Genomic DNA, 16,704 nt, shown 5'->3' with positions numbered 1-16,704 from the left:
GGCTAGTAACTGTATACTTTACCAACGTCAGCAAGTGGAATGCAACCCTGATAGGGGCCAGGAATGGGATCATAGTTGGTGACGTCCTTCCCAACCTCTTCAGATGAGAAGTAGGCCCATACCATAAGAGATTTCAGGGACCGATAAAACCCAACCGGTGGCTGCTCTCCTACAGCAGTACCCCACACGCCGCCATTGAACTTGGGCGCGTTGGCTTCCTGTTCTTGTAGGTATTCAGTCTTCTGTGCAAGATCAAGTTCGTGGAATGCACTGCCATACCTGGCGTTGCAATCTGCATTGAACGCATCCATCTCAGCAATTTTCTGGTCCTTGCCGGCATCATCAAGTGTTTTATCAAACACAAGATCGATAAACATATCAGCTTTCACATCCAGGCCGCCTGGCGTGTCCGTCTTTGGTAAAACGGTATCGACCAGTGCGCTCACCAGCTGCGCGTGATCCGTGCTCAAGAATGTTGGGCTCCAGCCAAGGCGCGGCTGTTGCTGGCAACCTTGAAGCAGGCCCAGGAGGGAAGTTGAGACAGCGGCAGTGCCGCCCAATACTGCGGTGCGTTTGAGTGCTTCTCTTCTGTTCATGGTCTTACAAGTTTTGCTTTTTGAGCTCTGAAATGGCGTGATCTGCTGCGCGGGCGGTGAGGGCCATATACGTTAAAGATGGGTTCACACATGAGTTGGAGGTCATGCACGCGCCATCGGTCACAAATACATTTTTTGCAGCATGGACCTGGTTTGTTGCGTTGAGGACGGACGTTTTGGGATCGCGTCCCATACGTGCTGTGCCCATTTCGTGGATACCAAATCCTGGTTCGTGGTGGTTGTTGAAGCCGACAATGTTTTGCAAGCCGGCTTTGTCGAGCATCTCTACAGCGTCAACCTCGATCTGTGCATTAAGTGCAAGTTCATTTTCTTTCCAGTCACAATCGATTGCAAGGGTAGGTTGTCCCCATTTGTCGAGGTTGTCGGTGTCGAGTGTGACTTTGTTGTCGTGATACGGCAGGCATTCTGCAAATCCGGTGATGAAGAACTCCCACGGTCCGGGATCTGAAATGAGGGACGCTTTGAAATCTGCGCCGAAGCTATCTTCATTGGCACCACGGCCCCAGCCCGGGCGCGATGCACCACCCTGGAATCCAAATCCACGGACAAATTTGTCAGATTTGGTCTGCTCGTTAATATTCCAGTAGCGTGGGATGTAAATGCCGTTGGGGCGCCGGCCTTTGTAATATTTGTCTTCATGCCCTTCAAACGTACCCATTGCGCCAATGCGGTAGGTGTGGTCCATCAGGTTGTGCCCCAATTCGCCGCTGTCGTTGCCCAGGCCGTCGGGGAAACGGCTTGAGGTAGAGTTCATCAGGATACGTGTGGTGCTGAGCGTGGAGGCATTACAAAAGATGATACGAGCGAAGTACTCCATCATCTCACCCGTCTCGGAGTCAATCAGCCGGACGCCGGTTGCTTTGCCCTGTTCTTCGTCATAAATGATGGAGTGGGCGATGGAGTAGGGGCGGATCGTCAGGTTGCCTGTTGCCTCTGCAGCCGGCATGGTTACCGTTGTACTGTTGAAAAACGCGTTGTACGGACAGCCAAGGCTACACTTGTTGCGAGATTGGCATTGTCCCCGGCCATTATGCGGTACCGTCAAATGCGCAACACGACCTATGATCATATGCCGGCCCGGAAAATTTGACTCAATCCGCTGTTTGATGTCTTTCTCTACACAGTTGAGCTCCATCGGAGGGAGGAAGTGGCTGTCAGGCAACTGCGGTAGGCCAAGTGCTTCGCCGCTGATGCCGGCAAACTTTTCTACGTGCGTATACCAGGGCGCGAGGTCTTTGTACCGGATGGGCCAGTCTACGCCATGTCCGTCGCGTGCGTTGGCCTCGAAGTCTATTTCGCTCCAGCGGTAGCTTTGCCGGCCCCAAAGCTGCGACCGACCACCCATCTGGTGTGCCCGAACCCAGAGAAACGGCTTGACTTCTGTGTACGGATTTTCTTCATCGTTTGCGTACAGGTGTTTGTTGCCTTCACCTATAAAACCCGTTCTAATATTCTTGTAGTACTTCTTCTTGTCTTCCGGTGTGAGGCTACCGCGCAACTCATAATCCCATGCCTCCTTGTGCATGTTCGGGAAGTCTTTGGCAGGATCCATAATTCTGCCGCGCTCGAGGACGAGGGTTTTGAGGCCGGCTTCGCAAAGCTCTTTGGCCGCCCAACCGCCGCTCATTCCAGACCCGATGACAATGGCATCGTAAGTCATGTTGCGCTTCGCGTCGATGTTGTAATTCGGCATGAAGAAAAGGTGGGAATAGTTCAGGGGTGAAGTAATCTAATGATTAACAGACTTTCCTGCTTATGTTGAATGTGGATTAGAGCCGGCACACTGCTTTTTCAACGTCATCCTGAGACATGCGAAGGATTTGGGGAGGCATTCTGCGTGGTATTGCTTCTTGTATGATGCTGCTACTTGAAAAAGGATGCTGCTACTTAAACCGTAACCAGATCATCCAGCGCCACAGCCTTCTTGTGATAGAGCGGGTGCTTGGGTTCGCCGGTCATGTTTAGCTTTAAGCAGCGGAGCTCAACGCCGCCTAACGCAGCTTTGATCGCTGTGCCCCGGTCCATGTGCTGCCCGTCGTTGCCCCAGCAGGCTACGACCAGGCCGGCTTGTTTACTTACAGATACAATCGCAGCCAAATTCTCCGGGTCGCCGGTTGGGTCTTCATGTTTCAGCATGGCTGTAGGGTCGGTTGCGCGGTAGCTGAAGAGATTGAGCATCACAAATCCCTCAAAGCCCCAATGCTGCGCCCAATACTCACATTTGCTGACAGTGGGGTCGAGTTTTTCAGGTGTTGCCGTAGACGGATTGAGTCCGATAAACGCAGCCATGTTGGAGATGTCTGCCCCCTCTTTAAAACGACGCCACAACGTATAACGGTGCGGTTGAATCATGGTTAAAGGACTGCTTTTACTGATTTTCCTTTTCTCGCGCTCGCCGCCAAAAACAGCGCCGCGATGTTCATCGGTAATCCAGGTCATTTTGAAGCTGCTTTATTAAGGAGAGGTATTACTGCTTGTGTATGCTTGTCAGCCTCAGTATACTCCATGTCCTTTCGCGAAATAGGGGTTTTTGAGAATGTCTGTTTTCTCGAAAAGTAGCTCAAATACTGAGCTGACTAAAGATCATGTTTTTTTACTATAGAAGCTGAGCTGGTGTTTGGGTAATTTTTGTCGAGACTGTTTTACAAGACAAAGATTTACTAGCAAACATGGCAAATTACGCATGTTTTAAGTGTAGAATAAGATGTTTTAAGCCGCAATTCATTATTTGGGCTGTGTGGATGTTTAGTCTGTTTCTGCCGGCTATTGCCTTCAGTCAAGCGTCGGTGTATAAGAAGGGCTTACTGACCACTCCTGATTCAACTCATATTGAAGCTTTGATCAAGGTTTTGCGGAATGAAGGCGGGAAAATCGGTGATAACTGGGCAATTCAGGCTAGAGAACTTTATTTCGGCTCTTTGTATACTGAACAGTTGACGGACCTTGTGTTGTTTTTTGATCACATAAACGGCACCTTAAATCAGAGTATGGTCCGAGATGATATCATCCTTGATGACCGCATACTATCCGGCAAACGCTCGGTTTATGTATTGGCATTTATGAATACACAGGAGTTGCTAGAGGACAAAATTGATAGGGTAATGTCTACCACCGTGAAAATAGAAGGTGACCCTGATGCAGTCAACAATTCTGTTAAAAAAAACAGTCTAGACAGTACACGTACCTTAACAATCAATACAAAACTGGAGCAGATATTTAAAGCCGAAAATAAGTCGGACTCAACACATACGATATCTGAACAGATCGTTACTCAAATAAAGGCAAAACCGGATCAGCCGAATAGAAAAAAAGAAGAGACTATATCAACTAAAGAGCTAGTTCACCGGATTCCTGTCAATACCTATTGTGGCGATAGTGGTTTTTACAAAGGAAGTGAAAATCTTACAAACCCTTCAGCACTCCAAATTAAATACACAGCCCTCGAGGAACATCGGGACCCAGTGTTGCGGCGTGCAATCAATTCAATCGGTGCGCTAATTGGCGGTGTGAATCTAGCCCATAATTCAAGTCACCATCCGAAGGATACTACTCAAATTGCTCCCTTGATGTATCTTGGACAAAGTGCAGCTGACAATTCGCATCTCTATCTTGCGATGACGCGGTTAGATATAGCAGAGAATGCCTGGAATCGTATCACAGTCTGTGGGGATCGAGGTCTTGAGTTACCCGGTAAGGCTAGGGCCGCCGTGTATAATTTTGGAAATTCTTCTTATAGCAAATTTCGCCTTGGTATCGCTTCAGGTTTGACTTATCGAGTATCTGATAATTACAAAAGTGATACAGAAATGGAAGAGATGCTAGATGAAGGTGATACTCAAGAAGAGAACATGCACCATCATCATCATTACATCAAGCCAGCAGAACCGAACCCTGAATTATCTGATAGTGAGGTAGCCAAAGGTGTAAGGCCCCGTTTATTTATATATGCCACATATTATCCCGAAGATTTGGCACCACCTAATAAAGCAAGCTTAGGATTATCCGTAGGCACTAGCGTGTCTGCCGACGGGTTGTTCAATGATTTCTTTTTATCTGTAACTGCGGGTACAGCGAAGCGAGGATGGCCCCGGATTTTGATTGGGTATTCAGTGTTTAAAGAGCGTGATACAACTGAATATGGCCCTTTTATTGGTTTCGGGCTCGACCTTTGAGTTTACAATACCAGGCTGAATTTCCTGATATACATTCAATAAAAGTGGCAAAACCAATCAAGGTTTTGCCACTTTTATATTTATCTAATCTGTATAATTTAATGAATCAGGCCCCGGATCTATCTTGAAGACAGTTGCTAGAGCCGATAATCCCAGACATACTGATTACTGCAGGTCAAAGCGATCGAGATCCATCACTTTGGCCCATGCATTAACGAAGTCGTTAACAAACTTCACTGCTGCATCTGCACATCCGTAAACCTCAGCCAGGGCGCGCAACTGCGAGTTTGAGCCGATGGCCAGATCAACGCGGGTAGCTGTCCACTTGATAGCCCCCGTTTTGCGATCGCGGCCTTCAAACTGTTCTTCGTGCGCGTCTGTTGCCCGCCAGACAGTACCCATGTCGAGCAGGTTGACGAAGAAGTCGTTGGTGAGTACACCCGGGCGGTCAGTAAACACGCCGCGTTTGCTCTGGTCAAAATTGGTGTCGAGTACACGCATACCGCCGATGAGCACAGTCAGTTCGGGCGCTGTAAGGCGCATGAGCTGTGCTTTGTCGAGCAACATTTCTTCCGCTGATACCGCGTAGCGTTCTTTTTGATAATTACGGAAACCATCAGCAAGCGGCTCGAGGTGGCCGAACGAATCGACGTCGGTTTGCTCTTCGGAGGCATCCATGCGGCCGGCGGTGAATGGTACTTGAACCGTTTGACCGGCAAGTGCTGCAGCGCGCTCAATGCCGGCGCAGCCTGCAAGAACAATCAGGTCGGCAAGCGATACTTTGGTGCCATCGGATTGTTTTGCATTAAACGCCTGCTGGATGCCTTCAAGCGCCTGCATTACCTGTGCCAGTTGGGCTGGCTGGTTGACTTCCCAGTCTTTTTGAGGGGCAAGCCGAACCCTGGCACCGTTGGCGCCGCCACGCATATCGGAGCCGCGGAAGGTAGATGCAGACGCCCAGGCAGTTGAAACCAGTGCTGAGACTGGCAGGCCGGTGTCAAGAATGTCTTCTTTTAATGCAGCCACATCCTTTGTATCAATCAGCTTGTGATCGACTGCAGGAATGGGGTCCTGCCAAATCAGTTCTTCTGCTGGCACTTCAGGGCCGAGATACCGTGCGCGCGGGCCCATGTCGCGGTGTGTAAGTTTGAACCATGCGCGGGCAAATGCGTCTGCAAACTCATCCGGGTTTTCGTAGAAACGCCGGGAGATCTTCTCGTAGGCAGGGTCAAGCCGCAACGCGAGATCAGTTGTCAGCATTGTAGGACGGTGGCTTTTGTCCGCGTCATAGGCGTCCGGGATGATGTTGTCTGCGCCTTTGGCTATCCACTGCTTCGCACCGGCAGGACTCTTGGTGAGCTCCCACTCATACCCGAAAAGGTTCTCGAAAAAGTTATTGCTCCATTGCGTTGGCGTGGTTGTCCAGGTTACTTCGAGCCCACTGGTAATGGTATCTGCTCCCATGCCGGAGGCGTGTTTGCTGTTCCAGCCGAAACCCTGTTCGGTAATGCCTGCAGCTTCAGGATTTGCACCTACAAGCGCTTCATCGCCGGCGCCATGGGTTTTGCCAAACGAATGTCCGCCAGCAATTAATGCCACGGTTTCCTCGTCATTCATCGCCATGCGGCCAAAGGTCTCGCGAATGTCATGTGCTGCCGAGATGGGGTCCGCATTTGCGTTTGGTCCCTCTGGGTTCACGTAAATAAGCCCCATCTGCACAGCGGCAAGTGGATTTTCGAGGTCACGCTCTCCCGTATATCGTTTGTCGTCAAGCCAGGTGTTCTCAGCGCCCCAGTAGATGTCTTTTTCGGGCTCCCAAATGTCTTCCCGGCCGCCGGCAAAGCCAAACGTTTTGAAGCCCATCGATTCGAGGGCAACGTTGCCGGTAAGGATCATCAGGTCAGCCCAGGAGAGTTTGCGGCCGTATTTCTGTTTGATGGGCCAGAGCAGCCGTCGTGCCTTGTCGAGGTTGGTGTTGTCGGGCCAGCTATTGAGTGGGGCAAACCGTTGAGCCCCGGTGCCACCGCCTCCGCGTCCATCTCCCGTTCGGTAGGTGCCTGCACTGTGCCAGGCCATACGGATAAAAAACGGACCATAGTGTCCAAAGTCTGCCGGCCACCAATCCTGTGACTCAGTCATCAGGGCAAGGAGGTCTGATTTGACTGCAGCAAGGTTCAGACTGTTGAACGCTGCTCTATAGTCAAAATCCTCGTCCATCGGATTGGAGAGGGAAGAGTGCTGGTGTAGGATGTCTAGTTGGAGTTGGTTGGGCCACCAGTCGCGGTTGTTTGTACCACCGCCGGCTGCGTGGTTAAAGGGGCATTTGCTCATTGCATTCAGTCTCGTTTCGTTCGCACGATTTGCTTAAAAAGATGAGCTGTCAGTATACCAAGGAAGGAGAGAGGCGCGCCAATACATTATGGCTATGACAGTCATAGGCTGTGTCGATAAATGGCAGTCCACATGGTCGCATATTCGGCTAAAGTGATGACAAATCGCTGTTGAAGAAAAGTGGCTGGCGGAATCAATTACCGTTGAGGAGGGGATTATTTCTCCTAGGTAGGCGGGAAGCTTGCATTTTTATCGGAAAAATACTGGAATTCCGATTAGGCAAAGCAATTGCAGGGCTGGATGAGCGGCGTTTTCTCTGAAGTCCATGTTCAGTTAGATGAGATCAATAAAATTTCGGTATGCGGCAAGCATCTTTGTACTGATTGCAAGTTTGGTGATCTTCGTAGACCTGTACTTTCCCGCCCAGCAACGAAAGCAGTACGTCGAGGCCTACGAAAACGAACTGGCCGTTATCAGTGAAACCCTGGGACTAGGTCTGGCTATCGGTCTACGGGATGATAATTACGAGAGTCTGCAATTCGTTTTTGATTTTGCGCGCAGTGACGAAAGATTCGTCTTTGTTTTGGTCAAAGATGCGGAGAACCAGACCATCGCTTCGTATCCCGAAGGGCTGGAGCTTAGCGAGGCGGATCTTGCAGGGAATTTATTCAAAGGAGATGATGTACTGATCAACAAGTCGGGTATAGAAATTGGCGATCAGGTATTTGGTGAGATATACATGGCGTACTCGTTGCGTCAATTGAATGACCTGATTACGCAAAGTCGAAATCAAACCCTGATTATTGGGGCCCTCATTCTCATGTTGGGCTTGGTTTTAGCCTACGTAGTTGCTATAAGATTAACGCGTCCAATCGAGTTACTTACCAAAGCCACCAGGGCACTGAAGGAAGGAGACTACACGGTTCGGGCGAACGTGTCCACCCGCGACGAGACGGGTATTCTTGCGACGAATTTTAATGAAATGGCGAGGACCATTGCTGGGAAAACGGATGAGTTGGAGGCACGCGCTGAGGAGCTTACGGAATCCGTTGCAGCATTGGAGAAAGCCAAGGATGATATTCAGAAGGCCCATCGAGAGACAGAGCAACTGCTTTCCTCCATTTCATCTGTAGTGATAGGGGTGGACCAGGCTGGCATTGTGAGACGCTGGAATATTGTAGCTGCGCAGTTATTTGAACTATCGGAAGAGCACGTGTTGGGGCAACCGCTGCGTGTTCTGGATGAGAAATGGAGCCTTGGTAGTCTGGAAAACCATTTCAAGGAAGGCATGAATCACGAGTTCACCATGGTGGATGACGTGAAATATGAGACCAGGGAGGGGCGCGCCGGCTTCCTAAATGTGACCATTAATATTGTCCGTGATGCGGATGCTAAAGCGCAGGGTTACCTGATTCTGGCCGCTGATATTACAGAAAAAAAGAACCTGGAAAGCCAGCTTTCGCAGGCGCAAAAACTGGAGTCTCTCGGACAATTGGCGGCCGGCGTAGCACACGAAATCAATACACCAATCCAGTACATCGGCGACAATACGCGGTTTCTGGAAGTTGCATTTAAACGGCTGGATAGCGTGCTCGGCAAAAGCCAGGAACTTGTTGAAAGCTTCAAAGAAGGCGCTGTACTTGATACGCTGATCAGCGAGGTTGAGCAAAGTATTGCAGCTTCAAAAATGGCTTACATGCGCGAAGAGATCCCCTTTGCAATAGAAGAGTCTCTTGTTGGTGTAACGCAGGTTGCATCTATTGTGCAATCCATGAAACTCTTTTCTCATCCCGGCACAAAGGAAAAGGATCTAAACGACATCAATGCTGCACTTGAGAGTACCCTCAACGTCGCGAGAAACGAATGGAAATACGTGGCAGATGTTGTGACTGAATTTGATCCGGATCTGCCCAAAGTGCCAAGCCTGCAAAGCGAATTGAACCAGGTGTTTCTGAATTTAATAGTGAACGCTGCGCACGCCATTACCCCAATTATCAAGGATAAACCCAATCAGAAAGGCACCATAACGGTAAGCACCAGTGTCGTCGACAGGTTTGCTGAAATCCGCATTCGAGACAATGGCACCGGCATACCGGAAAAAATTCAAGCCAAAGTATTCGATCTGTTTTTTACGACGAAAGAAGTAGGCAAAGGCACCGGGCAGGGGCTTGCCGTGGCGCACAATGTAGTCACCGAAAAGCATGGTGGGGTCATAACACTTGAGTCCGAAGAAGGCGTGGGGACGGTCTTCATAATAAAATTACCCCTTGAGGAAGCGGAAGTAAGCCAACAATAGGCGCTTTATTCCGCACGAACCAAATTTATCATTTACTAGCTATTTCCATTCAGGACGTCTCTTTAATAAATACAAAAGCAAATGCGTACACTTTTCTTGGCACTTTTGTGTTTTGGGCTTTTGTTGCCGGCCAATAGCCGAGCACAAGAAACCCACATACATGGATTTACCGACTTCTCGTTTGTTGCCTCCAATAAAGAGGACAGCAAGTCAGCGTTCCAGCTTGGCGAATATGTGCTCTATGTGGTCTCAGATTTATCCGATCGCATTTCTTTCCTTGGAGAGACCACTTTCGAATATCATGATGGATTTGAGGTCGACGTTGAGCGTGTTGCCTTTCGGTATCACCTGAACAACTATCTCAACTTTGAAATAGGCAAGCACCATACGCCCCTTGGGTATTGGAATACTTCATATCACCATGGCACTGTATTGCAGCCTACAGTTGGTCGGCCGATCATGCTGAGTTTTGAAAACCGTGGAGGCATCATGCCTATTCACACGGTTGGTGTTTCTGTTTGGGGCAATTTGCCTTCAGGGATCTATTATGAGTTTATGCTGGGTAATGGCATAGGCTCGACAGCACGAAGCGACAATGATGAGTCCAAATCCCTGGCCATAGCCTTTCACAAAGATTTGAACGCAGTCCTCCGGGTGGGCATAACAGGATACTTTGATCGGATTGCAGCTGGGTTGCCTTCGTTTCGCAGAAATGATGCGGGGCGCATACCGCTCGCGGCTTCGGTGCGGCAACAGTCTGTTGGCGGCAATGCCCGTTTCAAAAAGGATGCGCTTGAATTGCTGGGAGAGGTTATGCTGGTGAGTAATCGAAGTGATTTGGGAGATGGTGCTACCCTCGGACACTACATCTATGGTGGGTATCAGTTGGGTAAGGTCACGCCTTATGTCCGCTTTGATCAACTCATATTTGAAGATAGTGAGCCGTATTTCCTTGCTGAGGATGCAAACCAGTTTTTAATGGGTCTGCGATTCGATTTGAATTTTTTAGCCGTAATCAGATTGGAGTACCAGACTATTGGCGCAGAAAATGCAGATACCATTGGCCGGTTCGTTTTCCAGGTAGCATTAGGATTTTAGCACTGTACCATATTAAAGAATATTTCGATGAACGCATTTAAAAAATATGGTCTGCTACTACAGTTATTGGTTGGTTTACTGATTTGTATGCCAGCTAGCGGCCAGGAAATTAAAATTGTCGGTAACCCGGTTGGGCCTCCGGACAACCTCGATGAAAGTGAATTGCGATCTGTTTTTAAAGCTCAGCAGCAGTGGTGGGATGGTGATACAAAAATAGCTATTGTACTGCTGAAGAGCTCTGTGCCTATTTCGAAGGTTATTGCAGATAAAGTTTTTGGTATGTCTCCTCATGACGTGAAGACCTACTGGATCCAGATTGTATTCAGGGGCAAAGCCAAAACGCCGAAGCACTTCGATTCCGAAGATGCCCTCATAGCGTATATCGCACGTACTCCCGGAGCCATAGGTGTTGTTAGCGCAACTGCGGAAACAGAGGATCTGAAGACGATTCTGGTGGAGGGAAAAGAGGAGTGGTAAGTCCTTTTCTTGGGCAAGCTTTGATAGAAACCAAGAGAAACGGGACTTGATGTGAGGAGAAGTTGGGGCATGCACGTGCATATTGGAAAGCCTCACAGTCGGCAGCGTTAAATTGCGCCAGAAATTGACGATACACTGAAGAACCAGCTCAAGTGAATGTGTATTCATGTGTTTTCGTCGCTTCGCCCAATCCATCCTTCCATGTATAGTATGGATCGTTGCAGCTGTATTTACGGCTGTTTGTGCCTATGGGCAAACCAGACCTAAGGGTGATGGAGATGCGCTGAATTCGTGGGTACTGCTTGGTAACCTCCCCGCCCAGAAAATTCAGCACGCAGATGTATTATCTGTGCAGGTGCCGGAAAATGGCGATACTTTTGTGGCCGCCAACCAGGATACGCTTACCTGGGTACATCACGTCTTTCCCACGTCAATCATAGACCTGAAGCGGTTTCTCCGCGCATCGAACCAGGTCTATGCTTTTTCTACCTTAGAATCAGCAGAAACACAACAAATTCCTTTTAGATTTGGCAGCACAGGGCCGGCATATATCTGGGTAAATGGTGAACTGGTTTTCAGTCACGACGAATCCCGCGAATATCAACACAGTGAAGATACGTTCTATGCTACGCTCAACGCGGGTAGCAACAACATCCTTGTTTTTGTCTCAGGCTGGGTCGGAGATTGGAAGTTCTCGCTGTCACATCCAAATGTTATTGATAATTCTGTCAGTGGACGAGCGTTTCTTGCGGATGGCAAGCCGGCTGAAGGTGCTGAAATTCTTCTCCTTTGTAATAACGAAGTCAGTGCGCAAACCTTTGCTGGTCAAAACGGGATCTATTCCATTGAAGCGCCCCTGGATACAGACCGGTGTAGCATCAAGGCAACGTTAGATAATCTGGGGATGTGGCGGGTATTCCCAAAGCCTGGGGCAAGGGGTATACGCGGGTTCGAGTTGCGCCTCAAGCCGGCTGCTACGTTAGGTGGCAGAGTATATTTGATGGATGGTAAGGCGCCCAATGCAGGCGTGTTTATCGAAGCCATCAGAAAAGAAGACCAAATGCTGATCGGGTCCGCCTTTTCGGATGAGCAGGGTTTCTTCACGCTTCCTAATCTTCCTTCTGGTCAGTACAAATTGCGGCTGAGTACACCCTGGGGATTTGAATATGTTGATGCCGGTACGCCCTATTTTGTAGGAGGCACATTACAGGTGGCAGCGGGTCAGCAGCCCGTTTCCAATATCGAAATCAGGTTTCCCGAAACGAGAAAAGGCGTCTGGCACTCCATAGGCCCCCTGGATGGTCTGCCGTACCACATCGTGAATGACGTACTAATCGACGCTACCGGACAACTGGCGTGCGCTACGTCAGGCGGAGGCGTTTGCCAGTTCAATGGACACTCCTTTGTGAACTATGCCGTCCGGAGTGGGCTTGCCTCTAACCTGGCCAAGCTACTGATGGAAGCTTCAGATAGCAGTTTGTGGATAGGTACAGATAGTGGTCTGGCACGGCTGAAAGACGGTTTGATTCATCCTGTTGCCATTGCTGATGAAACATTGGGTAATGATATTACGGCCCTCTTTGAAGACAGTAGCGGGCGCATCTGGATAGGCACTAGTCTGGGCATTTTTCAAGTTGTAAATGACAAGTTTTCTGCGCTGGATACGATTCAGGAGCAGTTGCCCAACGTGCATGTAACCACTATAACAGAGGATGCTGAAGGAAAAATCTGGATTGGTACCCTGGGCGGACTTGGATATATAGAAGGCGACGCTATTAATAATTATCGCCAGTTTGAAGGGCGTGCTATCTATGACTTGCATGCTGATCGAAAGGGAGGGATTTGGCTAGCGACAAACAAAGGCATTGCAACATTTGATGGTGTCAGTACAACTGAGTTGACTACAAAAAATGGCCTTGTTGATAATGCAGTCCGTGAAATCTGTGAAAGCTCTGACGGCCTGATGTGGTTTGCTACGCTTGGTGGCTTGTCTGCATATAATGGTGCCCAGTTTACCAACTACACAACCAGGCAAGGGCTTGCCAATAACAAGGTGACTTCAGTCGATTGTAGTCAGGATAAAACCGTTTGGATTGGCACAGAGAACGGCATTTCCAGTTTTGATTACGCGATCCGTGCATTTGATGAATCAGATGGGTTATTCAAACCTGGTGGTGGGGTCGTAAATGTCTTTGATATTGTTCATGCATCGACAAGCGATCAAATGTACATTGCGACGGCCTGGGGGGGCATCTTTGCGTTCAATGGCTATGAGTTTAATCGCATCTTAAAGGATGAAGGCGATTTATACGTGCGACAGATGCTTGAAATAAGCCCGAACAAGTATGTGTTTGGTACCCATGAGGGACTGCGCTCATACGCGCCCGATTCCGCTGTGCATGATCCTGTTACATTCAATTATAAAGAATGGAATATCGCGTTGGCGCAGGACGATGATGGTTTTTTGTGGACAGGAAAGGGCTTCACAGGCGGCGGATTGTCAAAATACGATGTTCATACCGGAGAGCGAATTGCGCATTACACGCTAGAAGACGGGTTATCAGATGAGCAGGTTTGGGCTTTGTACGATACGCCCCAAGGGCTTTGGGTAGGCACGAGTGCGGGCATTGTGTTGTTTGAAGAAGGGGTGTTTAGAGATGTGCATCAGGAGCTGGGACTAGAAAACTCAGGCATTTATAACATCTATGAAGATCGCGCCGGAAATTTGTGGTTTGCCGGGTCGAATGGAGTATACCACCGGGAGGCAGACAAGTTAACACATTATACGTCTGAAGGTGTATTTGAGCTTGAGGCCGGCTCCTGGCAACTTGTTACGGACCGGCTCAAGTTACCTGACAATTCAGTATGGGCAGTTTACCAAACCGATGACGATAAAATGTGGTTTGGTACACAAAGCCGCGGGGTAATCGCTTATGATGGCATTGCATATTCCAAAATTGACGCAAGAGATGGATTAGCGGGGGGCCACGTCATGAAAATCAATGCAGACGCTTCCGGCATGTTATGGATAGCGACGTTTGATGGTGGTTTAACTGGATATGAGCGCATAAACAAAGCACACTCGGTTACCATTGATGCCATTAGCAGTGGTTCATCGTCATATCTGGCGAAAGACGAACTGCCGGCATTTGATGTCGATCGTACCATATCTGTGGCATTTAGCGAAACAGATCTGTCAACACAGATCGAAAATCGTCAGTTTCGTATTCTTGTCAAGAACGGGACGGGAGATCTTGTTACGCAGGTCATCACAAAAGAACGTGTGTTTAACTGGACGCCAGCAGACGCCGGTAATTATCATCTCGAAGTGCAGTACATAGATCAGAACTTGAACTACTCTACTGCTCGGAGTGTATCGCTCGATATTCACCTTCCCCTGCTTAAGAATGCCTATTTCTTGCTGTTTGCCGCTCTGATGTTGTGCATGTTGATCGGGTACTCGTATCATTTGAGGCGCAAATACTTGCTGCAAAAGAACGAAGCGCGTGAGTTAGAGAAAAAAATGCTGGCCACCGAAATTGAAGCCAAGGACCAGCTGATCAACTTCAACAATGAGTTGCTCGAAACCAACAAAAAGCTTGAAGGGCGCACAGATTCTCTTCGTGAGGCAATTGAGAAAAACAAAGAGCTTTTGGGTATTGCAGCGCACGACTTGAAAAACCCATTAGGTGGTATTATTGGACTGGCTGATATGATTTTGGAAGATATGGAAGCCGGCATCCAGGCAACCTATGAGAGTGCCGTAGAGCACGTCCCGCTCCTGAAGGAAGAGGCCGAGCGCATGCTCCTAATTACCAAAAAGTTGCTGGATTCTCAGCACCATGATGAGCAGGTGCAACTAAACAAAGAGATGGTCTTGCTAGGAGACATCGTAGCAGCCGTAATCCGCTGGAATGATGTACAGGCAAAAAGCAAAAACATAACGCTTCATTACGGTACGTGCGCAAACATCATCGTAGAAGTTGACGAAATAGCGATCCAACGAGTACTGGATAATTACGTCTCGAACGCCGTGAAGTACAGTCCGATTGGTACAAATGTGTACATAGATATTTGCGCAGCACAGCAGGGGGGCGAAACGCTGGGAAGTCCAACCGTAAAAGTATCTGTAAAAGATGAAGGGCCCGGGCTTACGCCTGCGGACAAATTGAAAGTGTTTGGAAAAATGCAGCGATTGAGTGCAAAGCCAACTGCCGGTGAGCATTCAACGGGACTGGGCCTCTTTATCGTCAAGTCCCTCATCGAGGCGCACAGCGGCGAGGTTGGTGTTGATAGCGAGGCCGGCCAGGGGGCAAGTTTTTGGTTTACGTTGCCTTGTGTTACGATTGGCCGCTTTGAAGAGCAGATGCTACCAGCGCCACGCATCCCTACGATGGAAAAAGTTTAAGTCGAGGGTTGTTACAGAGATTGGTTTTCACTCCTGGATATAAAAAAGAACCTGAGAATTCATCGACATTCTCAGGTTCTTTTTTTCTTATACGCGTGCTTTCGTTTGATCGAAAACACGCGATCTATTGTACTGTGTGGGCAGTCAGGCTGATTTGTGAACCGTTACAAATCATACGTCATTCGCGCAATCACCCGCCGGCCTATTTCCGGGAAACCGGGCAGGGCCCTGAACTTGTTGTCGAACAGGTTTGTAGCCGATGCCTCCACATTAAGCCCATTTGCCAATCCATATCCTACGGACACATCGATCAACGAACGCGCATCAATTTTACCGGGAAAGGTTGCATTGTTTGAGGTATAAGCCTGATCCCATTGGTAGGATAAGCTGCCTTTCCAGCCAGTTGTTGCCCCATAACTCAGACCCGTCCTGATTTTGTTCTGTGGGAAATTGAGATCACCCGGGTTGCCAGAAGGCCTGTTGAACCAAGTGTAGTTACCGTAGAGCGTAAATGAGTCAGTAAAGTAATATTTTGCATGGGCCTCAAATCCCCAGTCTTTGCTAATCGCGTCCGGGTTGCGGGTTGGATAGCCAAAGGCAAGTTGTGGGAATCCTGTGTCGGGTACCTGGTCTGATTCCACAATGCCGTGGAACGGTAGGCCGGCGTCTGATAGCGCGGTGAGAAAAGACAAACCACCAAGTGCGTACGCATCGTTCAGTACATCACCAACTTCGCTTGCGAGCGCAGCTGCAGTAGCAGCATCGAAGCCCATCTGCAGCAAGCCGCCTTCAATGAGCGGCTGGAAGGTATTCTGCACGCTATCACCAAGGTCACCCGGGAGACTGGTCATGGTGATAATTGGACTCACTTGAGAGAACCCGCCGGCGCTGGTTTTTCTGAAATGGTACACATCAAACCCTACAGCGAGCCGTTCTGCAAACAGTCCTTTGTATCCAAACTCAAATGCAGAGAGTTGAGAGATCAACTTGGTTTCAGCCGAGATAGGAAGCAGTTCGTTGCCGCCGAGGTCAGTGCTTGCGATGCCACCTGAAAACCCGTCGGGAGATCCTGAACGCAGCAATTGTACCAGGGTTGGCACGAGTGGAGCGAGCATCGGATCTTGGGCGCCGAGGGCTTCGATACCGGCAATCACGTCTTCGTTCACTGCAGCATACGCCGCAGCCAGCGGGAAGCCGGCGTCAAACGGTGTTTCGGGAACGCCCGGCACGAGCCAGGTGATCATAGGGTTGTCGAAAGTCTGCGGCCGGATGCCGCCCATGTTCCATACGTTGAATACAGGCGTG

At 49.1% G+C, this 16,704-nt stretch carries 10 protein-coding genes; 5 read left to right on the top strand and 5 right to left on the bottom strand.

Annotation, left to right across the window (positions count from 1 at the left end; all coding sequences use genetic code 11):
• Positions 1-2: 2 nt before the first annotated feature.
• From AAF564_12625 to AAF564_12615, 3 genes are all read right to left on the bottom strand, one after another.
• Entirely contained in the window at positions 3-596 is a 594-nt protein-coding gene (locus tag AAF564_12625; GenBank protein ID MEM8486388.1) for a gluconate 2-dehydrogenase subunit 3 family protein, read from the bottom strand.
• Between the two features lie 4 nt (positions 597-600).
• Entirely contained in the window at positions 601-2,310 is a 1,710-nt protein-coding gene (locus AAF564_12620; GenBank protein MEM8486387.1) for a GMC family oxidoreductase, read from the bottom strand.
• A gap of 194 nt (positions 2,311-2,504) precedes the next feature.
• Positions 2,505-3,056: a DUF1643 domain-containing protein gene (locus AAF564_12615; GenBank protein MEM8486386.1), complete on the bottom strand. Its 552-nt coding sequence runs from the start codon at positions 3,054-3,056 to the stop codon at positions 2,505-2,507.
• A 302-nt stretch (positions 3,057-3,358) separates the two neighbouring features.
• Here AAF564_12615 and AAF564_12610 point away from each other — a divergent pair, with 302 nt between their 5' ends.
• The gene (locus AAF564_12610) at positions 3,359-4,789 is read left to right on the top strand and encodes a hypothetical protein (protein ID MEM8486385.1); all 1,431 of its coding nucleotides are present in this window, start codon (positions 3,359-3,361) and stop codon (positions 4,787-4,789) included.
• Positions 4,790-4,954: 165 nt separating this feature from the next.
• Here the strand turns inward: AAF564_12610 and katG are convergent, their stop codons facing one another.
• Positions 4,955-7,129: a catalase/peroxidase HPI gene (katG, locus tag AAF564_12605; protein ID MEM8486384.1), complete on the bottom strand. Its 2,175-nt coding sequence runs from the start codon at positions 7,127-7,129 to the stop codon at positions 4,955-4,957.
• Positions 7,130-7,457: 328 nt separating this feature from the next.
• On the opposite strand from katG, the gene AAF564_12600 reads away from it, so the two are divergent.
• From AAF564_12600 to AAF564_12585, 4 genes are all read left to right on the top strand, one after another.
• Positions 7,458-9,416 (top strand): ATP-binding protein, encoded by a 1,959-nt coding sequence (locus tag AAF564_12600; protein ID MEM8486383.1) that lies wholly within the window; start codon positions 7,458-7,460, stop codon positions 9,414-9,416.
• A gap of 81 nt (positions 9,417-9,497) precedes the next feature.
• The gene (locus tag AAF564_12595; GenBank protein MEM8486382.1) at positions 9,498-10,514 is read left to right on the top strand and encodes a hypothetical protein; all 1,017 of its coding nucleotides are present in this window, start codon (positions 9,498-9,500) and stop codon (positions 10,512-10,514) included.
• 27 nt (positions 10,515-10,541) lie between these two features.
• Positions 10,542-10,991 (top strand): hypothetical protein, encoded by a 450-nt coding sequence (locus AAF564_12590; protein ID MEM8486381.1) that lies wholly within the window; start codon positions 10,542-10,544, stop codon positions 10,989-10,991.
• 166 nt (positions 10,992-11,157) lie between these two features.
• Positions 11,158-15,399: a two-component regulator propeller domain-containing protein gene (locus tag AAF564_12585; protein MEM8486380.1), complete on the top strand. Its 4,242-nt coding sequence runs from the start codon at positions 11,158-11,160 to the stop codon at positions 15,397-15,399.
• Positions 15,400-15,563: 164 nt separating this feature from the next.
• Here the strand turns inward: AAF564_12585 and AAF564_12580 are convergent.
• Positions 15,564-16,704: hypothetical protein (locus AAF564_12580; GenBank protein ID MEM8486379.1), on the bottom strand; the 1,141-nt coding region annotated here is incomplete at its 5' end.

It is taken from the genome of Bacteroidota bacterium, from assembly GCA_039111535.1.
Taxonomy (GTDB): Bacteria; Bacteroidota; Rhodothermia; order Rhodothermales; family JAHQVL01; genus JBCCIM01.
Note: the sequence above shows the minus strand (reverse complement) of the source record. Positions and strands in the feature narration are given on the sequence as shown.

Excerpts from the sequence above, each read along its gene's own strand:
- AAF564_12625 (MEM8486388.1), bottom strand. The coding sequence starts at position 596 with ATGAACAGAAGAGAAGCACTCAAACGCACCGCAGTATTGGGCGGCACT.
- AAF564_12620 (MEM8486387.1), bottom strand. The coding sequence starts at position 2,310 with ATGCCGAATTACAACATCGACGCGAAGCGCAACATGACTTACGATGCC.
- AAF564_12615 (MEM8486386.1), bottom strand. The coding sequence starts at position 3,056 with ATGACCTGGATTACCGATGAACATCGCGGCGCTGTTTTTGGCGGCGAG.
- AAF564_12610 (MEM8486385.1), top strand. The coding sequence starts at position 3,359 with ATGTTTAGTCTGTTTCTGCCGGCTATTGCCTTCAGTCAAGCGTCGGTG.
- AAF564_12600 (MEM8486383.1), top strand. The coding sequence starts at position 7,458 with ATGAGATCAATAAAATTTCGGTATGCGGCAAGCATCTTTGTACTGATT.
- AAF564_12595 (MEM8486382.1), top strand. The coding sequence starts at position 9,498 with ATGCGTACACTTTTCTTGGCACTTTTGTGTTTTGGGCTTTTGTTGCCG.
- AAF564_12590 (MEM8486381.1), top strand. The coding sequence starts at position 10,542 with ATGAACGCATTTAAAAAATATGGTCTGCTACTACAGTTATTGGTTGGT.
- AAF564_12585 (MEM8486380.1), top strand. The coding sequence starts at position 11,158 with ATGTGTTTTCGTCGCTTCGCCCAATCCATCCTTCCATGTATAGTATGG.